Origin of the sequence: Pseudoalteromonas sp. OF5H-5, from assembly GCF_021530695.1 — a bacterium.
GTDB lineage: Bacteria > Pseudomonadota > Gammaproteobacteria > Enterobacterales > Alteromonadaceae > Pseudoalteromonas.
Window position 1 is genome coordinate 46,105 of sequence record NZ_JAKGBF010000023.1, and the last position, 14,748, is coordinate 60,852.

The 14,748-nt window shown below is 42.2% G+C and carries 16 protein-coding genes; 15 read left to right on the forward strand and 1 reads right to left on the reverse strand.

Translation table 11 applies throughout. The features are described 5' to 3' along the window. Nucleotides 1–14 precede the first annotated feature (14 nt). Nucleotides 15–1,028 carry an alcohol dehydrogenase AdhP gene (gene adhP, locus L1271_RS22340; RefSeq protein ID WP_102058341.1) on the reverse strand — a complete coding sequence of 338 codons (1,014 nt, stop codon included), beginning with the start codon at nucleotides 1,026–1,028 and terminating at the stop codon, nucleotides 15–17. Between the two features lie 93 nt (nucleotides 1,029–1,121). Here adhP and L1271_RS22345 point away from each other — a divergent pair, with 93 nt between their 5' ends. The 15 genes from L1271_RS22345 to L1271_RS22415 form a co-directional block, all read left to right on the forward strand. Next, a complete protein-coding gene (locus L1271_RS22345; protein WP_235368835.1) occupies nucleotides 1,122–1,289 on the forward strand; it encodes a hypothetical protein in 168 nt (55 codons plus the stop codon). A 153-nt stretch (nucleotides 1,290–1,442) separates the two neighbouring features. Then, nucleotides 1,443–2,732, forward strand: coding sequence for a class I SAM-dependent methyltransferase (locus tag L1271_RS22350; protein WP_235368836.1), 1,290 nt, complete (start codon nucleotides 1,443–1,445; stop codon nucleotides 2,730–2,732). 86 nt (nucleotides 2,733–2,818) lie between these two features. Further along, complete coding sequence (locus tag L1271_RS22355; RefSeq protein WP_233525264.1) at nucleotides 2,819–3,178, forward strand: GNAT family N-acetyltransferase; 360 nt, start codon at nucleotides 2,819–2,821, stop codon at nucleotides 3,176–3,178. Then, on the forward strand, nucleotides 3,178–3,777 hold the full coding sequence (locus tag L1271_RS22360; RefSeq protein ID WP_102058344.1) for a Crp/Fnr family transcriptional regulator: 600 nt from the start codon (nucleotides 3,178–3,180) through the stop codon (nucleotides 3,775–3,777). The genes L1271_RS22355 and L1271_RS22360 overlap by 1 nt, the downstream gene beginning before the upstream one ends. A 70-nt stretch (nucleotides 3,778–3,847) precedes the next feature. Then, nucleotides 3,848–4,294, forward strand: coding sequence for a methyltransferase family protein (locus L1271_RS22365; protein ID WP_102058345.1), 447 nt, complete (start codon nucleotides 3,848–3,850; stop codon nucleotides 4,292–4,294). Between the two features lie 24 nt (nucleotides 4,295–4,318). Continuing rightward, on the forward strand, nucleotides 4,319–4,480 hold the full coding sequence (locus tag L1271_RS22370) for an I78 family peptidase inhibitor (protein WP_235368837.1): 162 nt from the start codon (nucleotides 4,319–4,321) through the stop codon (nucleotides 4,478–4,480). 71 nt (nucleotides 4,481–4,551) lie between these two features. Next, on the forward strand, nucleotides 4,552–4,836 hold the full coding sequence (locus L1271_RS22375; RefSeq protein WP_102058346.1) for a hypothetical protein: 285 nt from the start codon (nucleotides 4,552–4,554) through the stop codon (nucleotides 4,834–4,836). 20 nt (nucleotides 4,837–4,856) lie between these two features. After that, on the forward strand, nucleotides 4,857–5,060 hold the full coding sequence (locus L1271_RS22380; protein ID WP_227388092.1) for a DUF1289 domain-containing protein: 204 nt from the start codon (nucleotides 4,857–4,859) through the stop codon (nucleotides 5,058–5,060). A gap of 200 nt (nucleotides 5,061–5,260) precedes the next feature. After that, nucleotides 5,261–6,511, forward strand: coding sequence for an efflux RND transporter periplasmic adaptor subunit (locus L1271_RS22385; protein WP_235368838.1), 1,251 nt, complete (start codon nucleotides 5,261–5,263; stop codon nucleotides 6,509–6,511). A gap of 12 nt (nucleotides 6,512–6,523) precedes the next feature. Next, nucleotides 6,524–7,240: an ABC transporter ATP-binding protein gene (locus L1271_RS22390; RefSeq protein WP_010603799.1), complete on the forward strand. Its 717-nt coding sequence runs from the start codon at nucleotides 6,524–6,526 to the stop codon at nucleotides 7,238–7,240. Nucleotide 7,241: 1 nt separating this feature from the next. Beyond that, nucleotides 7,242–9,638: an ABC transporter permease gene (locus L1271_RS22395; RefSeq protein WP_235368839.1), complete on the forward strand. Its 2,397-nt coding sequence runs from the start codon at nucleotides 7,242–7,244 to the stop codon at nucleotides 9,636–9,638. Nucleotides 9,639–9,642: 4 nt separating this feature from the next. After that, nucleotides 9,643–11,025, forward strand: a complete 1,383-nt coding sequence (locus L1271_RS22400) for a sigma-54-dependent transcriptional regulator (RefSeq protein ID WP_235368840.1) — start codon at nucleotides 9,643–9,645, stop codon at nucleotides 11,023–11,025. Nucleotides 11,026–11,038: 13 nt separating this feature from the next. Continuing rightward, a complete protein-coding gene (locus L1271_RS22405) occupies nucleotides 11,039–12,295 on the forward strand; it encodes a sensor histidine kinase (protein WP_235368841.1) in 1,257 nt (418 codons plus the stop codon). Nucleotides 12,296–12,439: 144 nt separating this feature from the next. After that, nucleotides 12,440–13,954 carry an MSCRAMM family adhesin SdrC gene (locus L1271_RS22410; protein ID WP_235368842.1) on the forward strand — a complete coding sequence of 505 codons (1,515 nt, stop codon included), beginning with the start codon at nucleotides 12,440–12,442 and terminating at the stop codon, nucleotides 13,952–13,954. Nucleotides 13,955–14,129: 175 nt separating this feature from the next. Next, on the forward strand, nucleotides 14,130–14,748 hold a 619-nt coding region (locus L1271_RS22415; RefSeq protein ID WP_235368843.1), incomplete at its 3' end, for an IS110 family transposase.

A 14,748-nucleotide genomic window follows, 5' to 3' on the forward strand; every position in this document is an offset into this window, starting at 1 on the left:
GCTGCTCGATGGGTCTAGTCGAAAGTAAGTACGATCCTGCCGTTAATGTCGCTATTGAGCATATCGTCAAATATATCGTTGATTTGCTCAAGTGGCTTGGTTTCAATAATGGCCTTTACCTTGCCCTCAGCGGCAAACTGCAAGCATTCAGTGAGATCTTGACGGGTACCAACGATGCTGCCAACAACACTGATACCTTTAAGAACGGTATCAAATATAGGAATAGGCATTTCCTCTGGTGGTAAGCCAACGAGCACGCAAGTACCGCCTCGCTTCACGCTGTTAAATGATGTCGTAAAGGCAGGCTTTGAGACCGCGGTACAAACTACGGCTTGGACTCCTCCTAGCTTATTTTGCATCAACTCTGCGGGATCGCTCTGCTTAAAGTCGATACATAAATCGGCGCCAAGCTCTTTTGCTAGTGCTAACTTTGATTCGCCAGTGTCAACTGCAACTACATTCAGCCCCATTGCTTTGGCGTATTGCACTGCTAAGTGACCAAGGCCTCCTACACCAATAATGGCAACCCATTCACCGGGTTTAGCTTTCGATACTTTTAGTGCTTTATAGGTGGTGACGCCCGCGCAGAATAGAGGAGCGGCATCGACAAATGACAAGCCTTCGGGGATTTTTACCACGTAGTTGGCATCGGCTTTACAGTACTGTGCGTAACCGCCGTCGACGGAATAGCCGCTATTTAACTGCTCTGGACATAAGTTTTCGTCGCCTTTTAGGCAGTGTTCACAATGACCGCAGGCGCTATGAAGCCAAGGTACACCGACTCTATCACCAACGGCTAGGTGTTTAACATCGTCAGCTTTTGCGATAACGGTACCCACACCTTCGTGACCAGGCACTAGTGGTAATTTAGGCTTAACTGGCCAGTCACCATGACAGGCGTGTAAGTCGGTGTGACAAACACCACAGGCGGCTATTTCAACGATGACCGATCCTTGTGTAAGTTGCGGTTTCTCAATTTCTTGAATTTCTAACGGTTGTTTAAATTGGTGCACTAACGCTGCTTTCATCTTTTTGCTCCTTGATTGAGTCGATGGTAGCTTAGCAGCTATAACCAGAAACAACTTGATCCGAAACAATGAATGAGATGAGAGTAAACAAAAATGGCGAGCACAATGCTCGCCAATTCATTACTTAATTACAAAAAAGTAGGGTGTTATTTTCTTCTACGTAGCAGCGCCAGTGGTGCAGCTAGTAGTATCCAAGATAGTGAGTCACTTGAAGGTTTTGATGTTGGATCTGGTGTAGGTGCTGTCGAAATGATGAATTAAGCGCTACTTTTATATTGTTGATTCAAACTAGAAAACCGATCACGGTGAGTTGATTTAAGGTTTTTATTGCAAATATATACACTCTATCTTTAAATGATACTTTAATAAGAATAAGTACTTAATACAACAGCGTTTTATATCAAGGGAAAGCATATGGATCTAAATAGCTTTAAAAGCAGGTGTTTAACAGGAATTTTCGCTGCAAATAAGGAGTCTCCTGAACTGACAACTTTGTTTGACGAGTTTATCAAATTCTTTGGTAAACTGAGTGGAGTTGATACTCAGTTTGATATTAATGATTGGAGTAGTGTTCATACTGAATATGGTGTTGCTATTTCTCCTGTTCAGGCAGCTAAATGCTCTCAAGAACTGCTGCGCAGTTTGATTTTTATGCAAGGTGTAAAAGCGGCTATCGAAGATAAACAGCGAGAAGGGTTATCTGAAGTTCATATTTTATACGCAGGCACTGGTCCTTACGCCACGTTGCTGCTTCCATTGTTAGCACTACATCCCAACCTTCCTGTTAGGGCAACCCTGATTGACATACATCCAGAAAATATAGCTGCGGTAAAAAAGTTAATTGATGCTTTTGATGTAGAGCACCGTATCGAACGCTTGGTTTGTTGTGATGCGTTAAAATGGCAGGATGAAGAAAAATGTAGCTTTGATATCGTGATTTCAGAAACGATGACAGCATTACTAAAAAGAGAGCCACAAGTTTGGATCTTCAAGCACTTATTTCCCTACCTAAAAGAAGACGGTATTTTGATCCCTGAGTCTATCGCGTTGTCGGCAATGTTAAATAGAAAAGGGGAGCAAATACACGTTGGAGAATTTTTTAACTTACAGAAGTCTTCGGTACAGAAGCTCAGCCGTGGTGACGATACGTTATTACGTGGGGAGTTGATTATCCCGGATAGCCACCAGCCTGGAGATGGCTTTAAGTTGCAAACGGATATTATAGTCTATGGCCATTATGTCCTTGGTGAAAATGAATGCAGCCTCAATATTCCTTTTACTATTCCATGTGAGGCGACAAATTTATCTGCTGGCGCTATTGTTAAATATGAGTACACCAATTATGAATCTCCTGAGTTTGTGTTCAACTTCCCAGCATCGCCGCGTTTTGTGCAAGATAATCACCTTGCACCAATAGATGAACAGGGGAAGCTTGGCCTTGTCGGAATAAAAAGTGCTTTTCAGCATTCTCAGCTCATCAAGTATGGTAAGAATGTGGCAATGCCTGAAAATATTTGGTTATGTCAGCAAGCTTTATGTGAGGCTTGTGATATATCACTCCAAGATTGGCTATCGCAACTTTATCAGTCAGCTACATTAGAAGTTTTTGAAGCGTGGCTGATCGAGCAAGAATCGAGGTTACAGGATAGCCTTTTCATTAATGAACTTAATTCAAAGCTCTTACTTAACTATAAAAGCGAATGAGATGCTCACATTAGTTCAAGGGGTTTTTTACACAACTTCCAGCTTTGAGCAAAATGGAGAATGCGGATGATTATAAGGAATTTATCTTGAGCAATTCGCTGCTTGTTCATCAGCAGTTATTTTCTGAGCCCAACATACACTATTTAACAATCCACTCAGATAGTGAAATAGTTGGCTTTATAATTTTAGCCGTTGAACCAGAACTGAAAAGTGTTGAATTTTGCCGGATTGTGGTTGCTAAAAAGGGATTGGGAATAGGGCAAGAAGCGATAAATCAGATGGAAAAATACGTGTTAGAGGAGTTGCGTACAACGCGAGTTTGGCTAGATGTTTTTGCAGATAATACGCGAGCGCAGCACATATACCAAAAGCTTGGATATCAGCAGTTCGATACGATACCTTACGACAATAAAATCCTGTTAATATTCGAAAAGCACTTACACTAATGTCTAAATCAAGTAACGAAAATTATCAAAAATGGTTAGCTGTATATGGGCGGTTGGTGGACTTCTCACTTGAGGATTGGCTTCTTATGGCTCCGTATATAAAAATCGGTCATATCACAGCCGATACGATGCTATTCGAACAAGGTGAGAAAATCTCGAGTGTTTATTTCTTATTAGATGGTTATGGACGTTATTTCTACCTAGATGAAAAGGGTAATGAACGGAACAAATCTCTGCTACAGAAGGGCGGGGCATTCTCTTGTTTATCTTGTTATCTAGAAGAACAGCCGAGTCCATTTTCAACGCAAACGCTAACAGACTGTGTTATTGCCGAAATTCGCTATGCTGACTTAGTCACTGTATCTGAGCAAAACCTCAACTGGGGACGGTTTGTGCGCAAAATTTATGAACAGTTAGTGCTTAAAAAAGAGAAACGCGAAGCGGCGTTACTCCAGTTAAGTGCAAAGGAAAGGTACTTACGCTTTATCACAGAAAATCAAGCATTAAGCCGCTCGGTTGCTTTGCGCCATATCGCAATGTACCTTGGGATCACGGATGTATCGCTGTCGAGAATTAGAAAAGAACTTGGCTTAACATAGGTTAAGGCATAGCAACAAAATTCGCATTACCTTATCTCTAATTATTGTTCTAAAGGTAAGGAATAACATCATGAAAAAGCTACTGCCTCCTATTTTACTGTTTTTATTTGTCATATTGATGCCTGTGGTGTGTTGGTTGACTGCTGCACCACATTTTATTTATTACCCTTTCAATCTGTTAGGGTTAATACCGATTGCTTTGGGGTTTGCACTGGCCAAGTCGGGCAGCATGATATTCGCGAGGGAAGAAACCGATATTATGACTTTCAATAAGCCTGATAAATTAGTGGAGGCTGGGGTATTTCAATATACCCGCAATCCCATGTACCTAGGTTTTGTCATTGCATTACTAGGCTATGCCGTATTAATCGGTGGTGCACTCGTGTCATTTTTGTTTGTGACTGCTTTTTTACTTATTGCCGACAGATGGTACATTCGATTTGAAGAAAAAATGATGGAACAAACTTTTGGAGATGCCTATTTACGCTATCAAAGGAGAGTGCGTCGTTGGCTTTAAACATCCAGCATAAATAAGGGTTAAATGGTGCAAGATATTGATTATTCAAAATCCCTACAAACAATCGTTGGAAAAGTGGTTAGGGTGTATCGATCTGGAGATATGCTTACCCAAGATCATCAACCTCAGCGACTTAATATTGAGTTAAACGACGCGCAACAGGTCGTGCGTATGTGGTGGGGATAGCCCCACCCAGTTTGTATATTGATTGATGAAGATGATGTATTTCGTCCAATAAAATGACTAAAGGTAACAAGATGCATATTGGCCTAGTTAAGGTATTTTTTGTTTTAGCCACGTTCATGAGCCTAACTATTTATGCCGCTAGCTACGATGAAATAACAGATATTGATGCGCTAGCGGCGCATTTTGATGAGCCCACTTTTGAACAACACTTCTTAGAAGAAGACATGGAGTTCATTTGGTTTTACTTTAAGGATATTGACCATTCCTTTTTAGTTAATATCGAAACGGGAGAGGTCTGCCATCATTTTAAAGGCAAAAAGAGAGAGTCTTGTTTTCCGGCAAGTTATTTTGAGTAAATCTATTTAAAGGAGCTGCGATGTCACACTCAAGTTGTAATTTGGTCCAATCTCCTTGCATCAGAAAGTGTTGTTTGGATGATAAAGATGTGTGCTTAGGTTGCTTTAGAACGTTGGACGAAATCACCAGCTGGACAAGTTACAGCGAAGATGAAAAGCTCAAAGTCTTAGCGCGTTGTACGAGGCGCAAACAGCAACATGCTCAGAAATATAATAGGAATTGACCTCTCTATAATGACAAAGCAAAAATAGCTCAGCTTTTGTCTCGCTTTTGGCACAGTCATTACTGTATTCGTGTCTCATTTTCGAGACATGTTTTATCGGGTATTATCTTAATTTAGTTCTATGGCATTGATTTATAATTAGAAAAAGTTTGGCCTGAAATTTGATTCATCAACTGTATTCTCAAAGTGGAGTACAAAGTATGGATATAAAACTGGCGAAAACAAAGCGCATGCCGATTAAGAAGCTCGCATTGCTTGTAATTGTGCTACTTGTGGTCGGTTTGGTGTTTTTTGCCAAAGCGTATACCCAAAGTGCATCAAACGTGGTTTTCCAAGAAGAGTTAATCGTTGCTACAGTCCAACAGGGCGAGTTTGAACTCAGTGTTAAGGGACTTGGTAGTCTTGCATTGGAGAAACGCCATTTGGTTACTAGTAGTAGTGGCGGCAAAGTAGTTGAAGTGCTGGTTAAACCGGGTGAAATGGTCACTCAAGGTACGCTACTTGCTCGGCTTGAAAACCCATCACTGCGCGAAGCGCTCATTCAAAAACATAGCCAACTTACCAAAATTTCAGCACAACATGAGGCCGAACTTGCAGAGTTAAAGGCCAAAGTGCAAGAGGCCCACACCGCACATCATGATGCTTTGTTGGGTTATAAAGCAGACAAAATTCAGTGGCAGGCGCAAAAAACCTTAATAGAAAAGGGCAATAGCACTATCTCTATGCTTGATCATCAACGCAGCGAGTTTGCAATGCAGCGTAGTCAAAAGCAAGTGGAGTTACAGCAAGCTAGGGTTGCCACTCAGCAACAAGTACAGCGGGCAAAAGCCAAAGCGCAGCTGGCTGAGCAAGCAAGCCTACGATCCGAAATTAAGCTACTTGAAGAGAATATCGCAGCGCTTGATGTGCGCTCGCCAATCACTGGACAAATTCAGGATGTGCTGATTGAAGTGGGCATGCAATTGTCTAATACCAGTTCAGTTGCAGAGGTGGCAGATCCGCGTTTGCTGGTTGCTAAGATAAACATCGCGGAACTAGATGCGCCGCATGTACAAGTTGGGCAGTCGGCTACAATCGATACTTACACTTCGCGTTTTAACGCCATCGTAAAACGTGTTTCCCCAAAAGTCACCAATAGCCAAGTTGAAGTGGAGCTGAGCATTGAAGACGCTTTGCCAAGAGAAGCCAGAGATAAACTCAACATTGAAGGGGTTATTGTAACGAGCTATAAACCTGAGGCTATATTCGTCGCAATACCGGCCAATGCCATTGCAAATAATCAAGCGAGCGTGTTTGTTGTAAATAAACATCTCGCGACGAAAAAAACGGTTAAATTTGGTCAGCGTTCGGTAAACTACATCGAAGTGCTTGAAGGCCTTAATAAAAATCAAACTATCATTATTTCCGATATGGAAAAGTATACTCAAGATAGCCAAGTGCTAGTGCGTTAACAGGACACTATTATGAACTCAGTCATTCAACTTAATAACATCAAAAAGCGGTTTCAGACGGATGAAATTGCAACTCAAGCACTAGACGGTATTAATCTCGTGGTAGAGCCCGGCGAGTTTGTGGCTATCACGGGACCTTCGGGGTGCGGCAAGTCTACGTTACTGTCAATTTTGGGCCTGATTGATGAGCCAAGTAACGGCGAGTATTTTATCAGCGGTAACCAAGCATTTAATTTGAGCTCAGACGAGCGTGCTCATATTCGCGCTAACCATATAGGCTTTATTTTTCAGGCATTTAATCTTATCAGTGATTTAAATGTACTTGAAAATGTCATGTTACCGCTGACTTATATCGGCGGCATTAGCCAAAAAGAAATGGAGCAAAAAGCCAAAGATGCACTGGCGATGGTGGGGTTAGAAAACCGAGTAAATCATTTTCCCTCTCAACTTTCAGGTGGTCAGCAACAGCGGGCCGCAGTTGCAAGAGCGTTGATTAACAGCCCCGACCTCATTCTCGCCGATGAGCCGACTGGTAACTTAGACTCAAACAATGCCCAGCAAGTGCTAGGGTTGTTGAGCGAGCTTCATGCAGCTGGCAAAACGATATGTATGGTAACGCATGATATTGAATCAACGACCTACGCCAGCCGGGTGATCTCAATGCTTGATGGCAATATTTTACGAGATAAAAAGCAGCTTGACCGTGTAAGTAAAGTCGTTGGAGCTTAGTATGGGATTACTTTTAGATTTTCGCTATGCGCTGAGAAACATCGCAAAATCAATGCGATTTACGTTATTGATGATGTTTATTATGGTTGGTAGTTTGACCATATCATTGATTGGCTTTAATTATATTTATACCGTGGCATTCTCACATAGCCAAGTAGGGAATGGCAGCTCTGAAATCAGGATCTTCAAGGTTCGCAACCCTATCAGCACGCAAAATCGATTTGAATATAGCATGCTGCCACAACTACGAGAACTTGATGAAGTTAAGCAACTTGAGGAGTGGCTTTATATTGCACCTGTGAGTGTTTGGGTAAGTGACGCTGAGCGAGGAAATCATTATCGAGGCTCCTATGTTGATGAACGCTTTTTCCAGTTTATGGATATTAAGCCTGAGCTCGGGCGATTTTATACCGCTGAGGACTTTGTGGGCTCAGCTCAAGATGTAGTCGTGATTTCAGACTATCTATGGTCGCATTTATTCCAAGGTAGCGAAGATGTTATTGGGCGTACGATGATCGTTGATCAAAAGCCCTACGAGATAATCGGCGTGATGCCCAAACGTAATAACTTCCCGATATTTTCTAAACTCTGGCTACCGCTTAAAGGTAATAACGCAGCACCTGCTGATGCTATTGATATTATTTATAAGATGCCAAACGAGGTGGTAGAGTCAAAGCTGGAGCAACGCTTAAGTTTATTCTTCACTGACTATGCAAAGCAACGCGCTAGTCAGTCAGAGCTCGAGGTGGATAAAACAGTTCGAGTTGAATCAATGACTTTAGTAGAATACAACACTGATGGTGAGGCGATATTTGTATTTACCCTATTTATGATAGGTATCGTACTTATTTTGCTTATTTCCTCAATCAACATTAGTAACTTACTCTTTGCCAAAATAATCGAGAGACAAAAAGAATCGGCTATTCGCGCCGCGATTGGTGCGAAAAAATTAAGAGTTGTTCAGCAGCATGCTTGTGAGGGCTTTATTTACTGCTTTAGCAGTTGGGTAGTGGCGCTATTACTAACGGATCTCGGTTTGCGGGCACTGAACTTTGTTATTAATATGATGATTGGTGGCAAAATGCCGTACTGGTGGTATTGGCAATTAAATACCATCACTATCTTGGTGTCATTGTTGTTGATAAGCTTTGTATTTGCTATTGCTGTGCTGTTACCTGCGGTGAAAACCGCTAACTTTAACATCAATGATGTACTGCGAGACGGCACGCGAGGTGCAACCGGCAAACAGGCTGGATTGATGTCAAAACGGCTATTGTCTTTGCAGGTGACTTTAGTGAGCTTTATGCTGATGGCGTCGAGCACCATAGGTTATGTGATGTACTCTATGGCGGGAAACATCGACGGAGAGACTCTCAAAGGGGTGCATTCCACTGAGCTGCAATTTCAAGCTGAAAACGAATTTTCGAGTGATAAAGCGGTCGAAATGGCAAGCGCGTTGGTTGTGGGTATGACACTGGATCCTGCTTTTAAAGAAGGGCGCGTGTATCAGCGTGAGATTGAACTTGATGTGCAAACAAGCGAAGGCGAAGTCTACACCGATAAAATCATAAATATTGAAGCTGTAACTCATCTTTTCAAGCGCGAACTGCAAAGCGGCAGAAACTTTACCGCACAAGACAACACAGAAGCGGCACCCGTGGTGATCATTAGTCAGTCTCTCGCAAAGGCTTTGTTTGGCAGTGAGGAAGTATTGGGGCGCTCACTGATGTTACGTGATGCAAAATGGCCAAGTGCTAAAATAATTGGCATAGCAGTGGATGAAATGAGCGTTGTCGCCAGTGAACGTCGTCATGAGGTCTATTTTAGTTTTCGTCAATATGCGCCAAAGGATAACGCTATGGCGGTTAAATTCGTCACTGAACTGCCGCCAAGCCAAAGTTACGAAGCGTTCTATCGTGTGTTAGGTAGGCTTTCAAGTAAGCTCGAAACTAGCTATGTTTTGGATCACTACGACAACCATCGCTCTATGATGGGGGCATTCACTAGCATCATTTATGTGTTTTTGATTGTGGGTGGATTTGCCTTAACGCTTTCTTTAATCGGCATTTATGCCATGGGCCTTAGTAATATTAATAAATCTAGCTATGAAATAGGCATCCGCCGTGCGCTTGGCTCCAAAGATCGCCAGATCATGTTGTTATTTATCAAGAAAAATCTAACCCATACCGTTACAGGGCTGACTATTTCTGCATTAATTTTCTATATCTTGTGTTATCTTGCTGTAGACTTTTTCCGTGGTATTGTGCCGTTTAGTGTTATGTTTGGTTCGGGTAGCATTACTTTGCTACTGGTATTTGTTGCGGTATGCCTTGCGCTTTATATCCCGGTGAAACGCAGCATAAAAGTCCAACCTGCGGTTAGCTTAAGAATGGAATAATAATTTGAAAAAGGTGTTAATAGTAGACGACTCGCTTGATATTCAGGCGAGTCTGAAGTTTTTACTTGAGGATGAAGGCTATGCTTGCCATGGTGTGGTGACACCAGACGCAGCATTTGATTATGTCAGTACACAGGAAGTGGACTTGGTGCTATTGGATATGAACTTTACCCATGACACCACCAGTGGCAAAGAAGGGTTGGCGGCGATTGCTAAGCTCATTCAAATAGATCCGCTTTTACCCATTGTGGTGATGACTGGTTGGGCGACATTAGACCTTGCCGTTACTGCCCTAAAGCAAGGAGCGGCCGATTTCATTGAAAAGCCATGGGATGATGAGCGCCTTGCTCATAGCATCAAAGTACAAATCGAGAAGCGAGCTGACAGACAACATTTAGCGCGGCTATCTGCTGAAAACGAACGCCTTAAACAGCCCCAACAAACGATCAACTTTGTTACGCAAAGTGAGAAAAAACAGCGTGTGCTGACACAGCTCACCCAGTTGGCACAAAGCGATATGAACATCTTGCTGACCGGTGAAAATGGCACAGGAAAGAGCTATTACGCACAGTATGTACACGAGCATTCAAGTCGTGCTGGTGGCAGTTTTATTTCGATTAATATGGGGGCAGTGAGCGACGAGCTATTTAACTCTGAGTTATTTGGCCATAAAAAGGGGGCATTTACTGATGCGAAAGCAGATCGAGTGGGTGCATTTACACTCGCAAGTAATGGCTCGTTGTTTTTAGATGAAATTGCCAATTTATCTTTGCAATCTCAAGCAAAGTTGCTTCAAGTGCTAGAAGAGCGGAAGTACGCGGCGGTTGGCAGTCACAAAGTTTTGGATAATACTGCGAGAATAATTTCTGCCACCAACTGCCAACTCAATGAAGCGATTGCCAATAACCAGTTTCGCCAAGATTTATATTATCGATTAAATACTATAGAAGTAGAAATACCGCCTTTAAGAGCGTGCCCAGAGGATATCTTGCCATTAGCAGAGCGTTTTTTAATGCGCTTTAGTCAAGATTACAAAAAACCACCACCAATCATTATGCCTTGTGCTGCTAAAGCACTGAGTGCTTATGACTTTCCTGGCAATGTAAGAGAGCTTAAACATATGATGGAGCGCGTGGTATTTACATGTTCAAACGCCCGAGTATTTGCCAGCGATTTGGCGCTCAGTCCCACACCGCACTCAGCGTTGCAATCGGTGAATACTGCTACTGTGAGCACATCAGAAAATCACGATTTAACGCTGGATGAAATTATTGAGCAAGCACTCTTTAAAAGACTGGAATTTCACGGTGGTAATGTATCTAAAGCGGCGAAGAGCTTGGGACTATCGCGCAGTGCGTGGTATCGCAAAATGGATAAATATGAGTAGGAGATAAGCAAGCTTGTTTTATCGATTTGGACACTGGTTGTTAAGTGCATTACTACTCGTTATTGCTAACGTTCTGCTCCTTGTGCACAATTACCCGGTTGCACTCGTTATGTTGCTAGATTTGGTATTTGCGCTGTGTTTTGCACTGCTCACTTATAAATATAGCTCTACAAGACAAAACACTATTAATCTCATTGATACCTTGTTGATATCGCTTCGCCAAGGCGATTATGCCCTAAGAGCAGCACATGGCAAAGACGCACAATTATATTCAACGGTGGAACACTTAAACGCGCTTGCACAAACCATGCAAGCCGATCAGCGAGCGCTGGCAGAGCAAAGCGACCTGCTAAAGCAAATCATTGAAAAGCTTGATTGTGCACTTATCGTGTTTGACAAACAAAGCGTTGCATTTGCCAACAGCTACGCTGAGCGCACCTTTTTTGACTGTTACAAAGACGATGCTTGGCGCTGGTTTCAGTCATTACAAGCTCAGCAAAAACAAGGAAAGGTTTCGGTGATGCTTGACGGTACCGAGCATGCTTTTTTGCTTGAACACGACAGCTGCTACATTGCCAATAAACCTCACACTCTACTGGTTTTAAAACAGCTCGATAGTATTTTATATCAACAAGAAAAAGACGCCTTACAGCGGTTTGTCCGTATTTTAAGTCACGAGATCAATAACACCATAGCGCCGATTGGTACGATAGCTCGCAGCCTAACCAAGCGCCTAGACCGTGAGTTAGATTTAGAAAGGTTTACTAGTGGGCTGTCACTCATCAACGAGCGCGCCAATTACCTTAAATCTTTTATGGGCAACTATGCCTCACTTGCCAAATTACCTCCTGCGCATAAGCAGATTGTTGCACTCAGTGAGTTTTGCACTCAGCTACAAAGTATCTACCCTCAGCTAAAGGTAGAAAGCACAGCGGACCTGCTCGGTTTTTTTGATACGAGTCAAATCAAACAGGTGCTTTGCCATCTTATTAACAATGCCGAAGAAGCGTGCACACCTTCGCCAGAAGTCACACTCAACATCACCCCCGATGCAGACAAGTTAGCGTTTACGGTCACAGATACAGGCCCCGGTTTTTCCAACCTAAACGAAGCTGCTGAAGCATTTTACACCACCAAAGCTGATGGCAACGGCATAGGCCTTATGCTCTCTCGCATTATTATTGAAAACCACGGTGGACAACTCAAACTAGGCAATAACTCAAGCGGTGGTGCAAAAGTCAGTTTTAGCGTAGAGCGTGGTGGAGGTTGAGTGCTGAAAGTAACAAGCAAAAAACGAAGACACCCAGTGTAATGTATTCAAAATAATTAGTGAAAGAGTACAAGTATGAAGCGGGTCGCAGGGTGAAAAATTTGAAAGACTTTAATAAAAAAACAACATTAATAAGGATTGTTTATGACATCACGATGCATTTTATTGGCACTTGCACTGGTTAGTACAATTGTGTTTGCAACTCCACATAATAGCTCGCTTGACCCAACTAAGGGAACTTGGCAAAACAAAGATGAAGATGGTGATGGTGTGTTAGACGAGCATGATGAGTTTCCATTTGACAGTCAACGCGCTCGTTATCCCGAAATTGTCGAGATTGAACCTAATGATAACCCCAGCAATGCGGTAAAAGTTGCGCATCAACTTCCGTTTAAAGTAAAAGGGGTTATTTCAAATGCGGGTGATAATGGTGATTTGTACCAATTTAGTGCAAACAAGGGCGACTATATCTCAGCTCGCATTACCTATAGCTCCGATAATTTTAAGCCTAAAGTGTATTTTTCCGAGCAAGGTGGTTTTGTGATCAACTCATCGCAGATCCATACCCATAGCGCACTCAAAATGGCGCATATCCTGACTAAAATACCCCATGACGGAAAATTCAATTTGAGCGTCATTGATGATTTTTCGGGTGGCGCGCCGGACTATTCCTATGAAATTTACGTATTTAAAGATAAGGACACCGACGGTATTGATGATCATGCAGAATATGCAATTGGTGTTGAACCAACTCGTATTGATACCGATAGAGACTCTATCCATGACTTCTATGAGTATTATGTAAAGCAAGGCGCTACACTCGATGAGGACAATAACGGGGTAATTAACTTATTAGACTTAGACAGTGATGGCGACGGCATTAGTGATGAGCGCGAAGGCTCAGGAAATGCAGATCAAGATGATAAATTAAACTTTTTGGATCTTGATTCTGATAATGATGGCATAGCGGATGCCGACGAAAAACTCAACGCGAAAGGGTGGCCTGAAGACTCTGACAAAGACGGGGTTGAGGATTTTATCGATCTAGATAATGATGGCGACAAAGTGTTAGATATTTATGACGCTGAGCCGTATGAGCGAGTACGAGGCTTTAGATTAAGCGACTCACCAAGTGTACAAATATCCTCTCAAGCCGGCTACTACAATGGCTATTCATTACCTCGAATTTATCGTATCGGCGATAGTGTTGTATTTACTGGTGATGACTTTGCCGGGCTGGAGAATCCAAAAGTGGTTATCTATAACGGTGAAGAAATTTATAATATCGCGCCAACATCGCACACTAACTCAGAGCTAATCTTTGAGCTCAATCTACCATTTCGCAAATATAAGGCATTTATTTACACTCGAAATAAGCGTTCTAATGAAGTGCGATTAAGCCCATACAAAGCGGGTTCACCGTTAATATTTGGATATGCCTCAATCAAAGTTCAAGAAGGTGAGCAATATGAGCTTAAGGGAGTGGGGTTTGATGATAAAACCCGCATCATAATGGGAAATAAAACACTTGTTCCTTCAACTCATACACCATCTAGTCTTACATTTACTATACCAACTGGTATAACAAAAGGCATATTACAATTAACGAATAATGTTGGAACGAGCAATAAGGTTCGGTATCGGGTGCAAGCACGCTAAAAAGTAAAGAACGATAGTAGACCAAAGAAGATTAAGAAAGAAGATTAAGACACCCACCTCAAAGATACAGCACATAACGGTTCAAGTTTGTCGTGGGTGATGAGATGGACGCTCCCAAATCGGCGTCAATGCGCCAAACTGATAGTTGCAAACACAGTTATTAGGAGAGTCCATCATGAATAACGTTAGCACGCTTTCAATTGATCTAGCAAAAAATGTATTCCAACTTTTATCGTTTGATAAGCAAGGTAATAAATGTTTTTCCAGAAGGTTAGATAGAGCAAAGCTCTTGCAAACATTGACCCAATTACCTGCTTGTAATGTTGTTATGGAATCATGCTCAACGTCTCATTATTGGGGGCGGTACTGCTTACAAGCTGGGCACCAAGTTCAGCTTATCCCTGCGCAACATGTTACCCCTTTTGTCCGTGGCAATAAAAACGATAAAAATGATTGTATGGCGATTTATGAAGCGAGCCTTCGACCTAACATTCGCTTTGTTCCTGTAAAAACAGAGCATCAGCAAGCAATCCTAGCACTACATCGCTATCGGGAACGGCTCATACATAATCGAACCGCCTGCATCAACCAAACATGTGGTTTGTTACTTGAATTTGGCATCGTCATCAAGAAGAGCTTAAAGTCTTTTCGTGCAACCATTGCTGATCTGCTCAACCGTAATTTACATGGAGCTTTAAATCTACTCCTCAGAGACGTTTATGAAGAAATGCAAAAGTTAGACGCCAATATTAAAAATGTAGAGGCACAATTTAAGCAGTTTAATGAACAGAGCC

What these genes read in the sequence shown, in the direction of transcription:
- adhP (WP_102058341.1), bottom strand. Translation starts at nt 1,028, where the DNA reads ATGAAAGCAGCGTTAGTGCACCAATTTAAACAACCGTTAGAAATTCAA.
- L1271_RS22345 (WP_235368835.1), top strand. Translation starts at nt 1,122, where the DNA reads ATGGCGAGCACAATGCTCGCCAATTCATTACTTAATTACAAAAAAGTA.
- L1271_RS22350 (WP_235368836.1), top strand. Translation starts at nt 1,443, where the DNA reads ATGGATCTAAATAGCTTTAAAAGCAGGTGTTTAACAGGAATTTTCGCT.
- L1271_RS22360 (WP_102058344.1), top strand. Translation starts at nt 3,178, where the DNA reads ATGTCTAAATCAAGTAACGAAAATTATCAAAAATGGTTAGCTGTATAT.
- L1271_RS22365 (WP_102058345.1), top strand. Translation starts at nt 3,848, where the DNA reads ATGAAAAAGCTACTGCCTCCTATTTTACTGTTTTTATTTGTCATATTG.
- L1271_RS22370 (WP_235368837.1), top strand. Translation starts at nt 4,319, where the DNA reads ATGGTGCAAGATATTGATTATTCAAAATCCCTACAAACAATCGTTGGA.
- L1271_RS22375 (WP_102058346.1), top strand. Translation starts at nt 4,552, where the DNA reads ATGCATATTGGCCTAGTTAAGGTATTTTTTGTTTTAGCCACGTTCATG.
- L1271_RS22380 (WP_227388092.1), top strand. Translation starts at nt 4,857, where the DNA reads ATGTCACACTCAAGTTGTAATTTGGTCCAATCTCCTTGCATCAGAAAG.
- L1271_RS22385 (WP_235368838.1), top strand. Translation starts at nt 5,261, where the DNA reads ATGGATATAAAACTGGCGAAAACAAAGCGCATGCCGATTAAGAAGCTC.
- L1271_RS22390 (WP_010603799.1), top strand. Translation starts at nt 6,524, where the DNA reads ATGAACTCAGTCATTCAACTTAATAACATCAAAAAGCGGTTTCAGACG.
- L1271_RS22395 (WP_235368839.1), top strand. Translation starts at nt 7,242, where the DNA reads ATGGGATTACTTTTAGATTTTCGCTATGCGCTGAGAAACATCGCAAAA.
- L1271_RS22410 (WP_235368842.1), top strand. Translation starts at nt 12,440, where the DNA reads ATGACATCACGATGCATTTTATTGGCACTTGCACTGGTTAGTACAATT.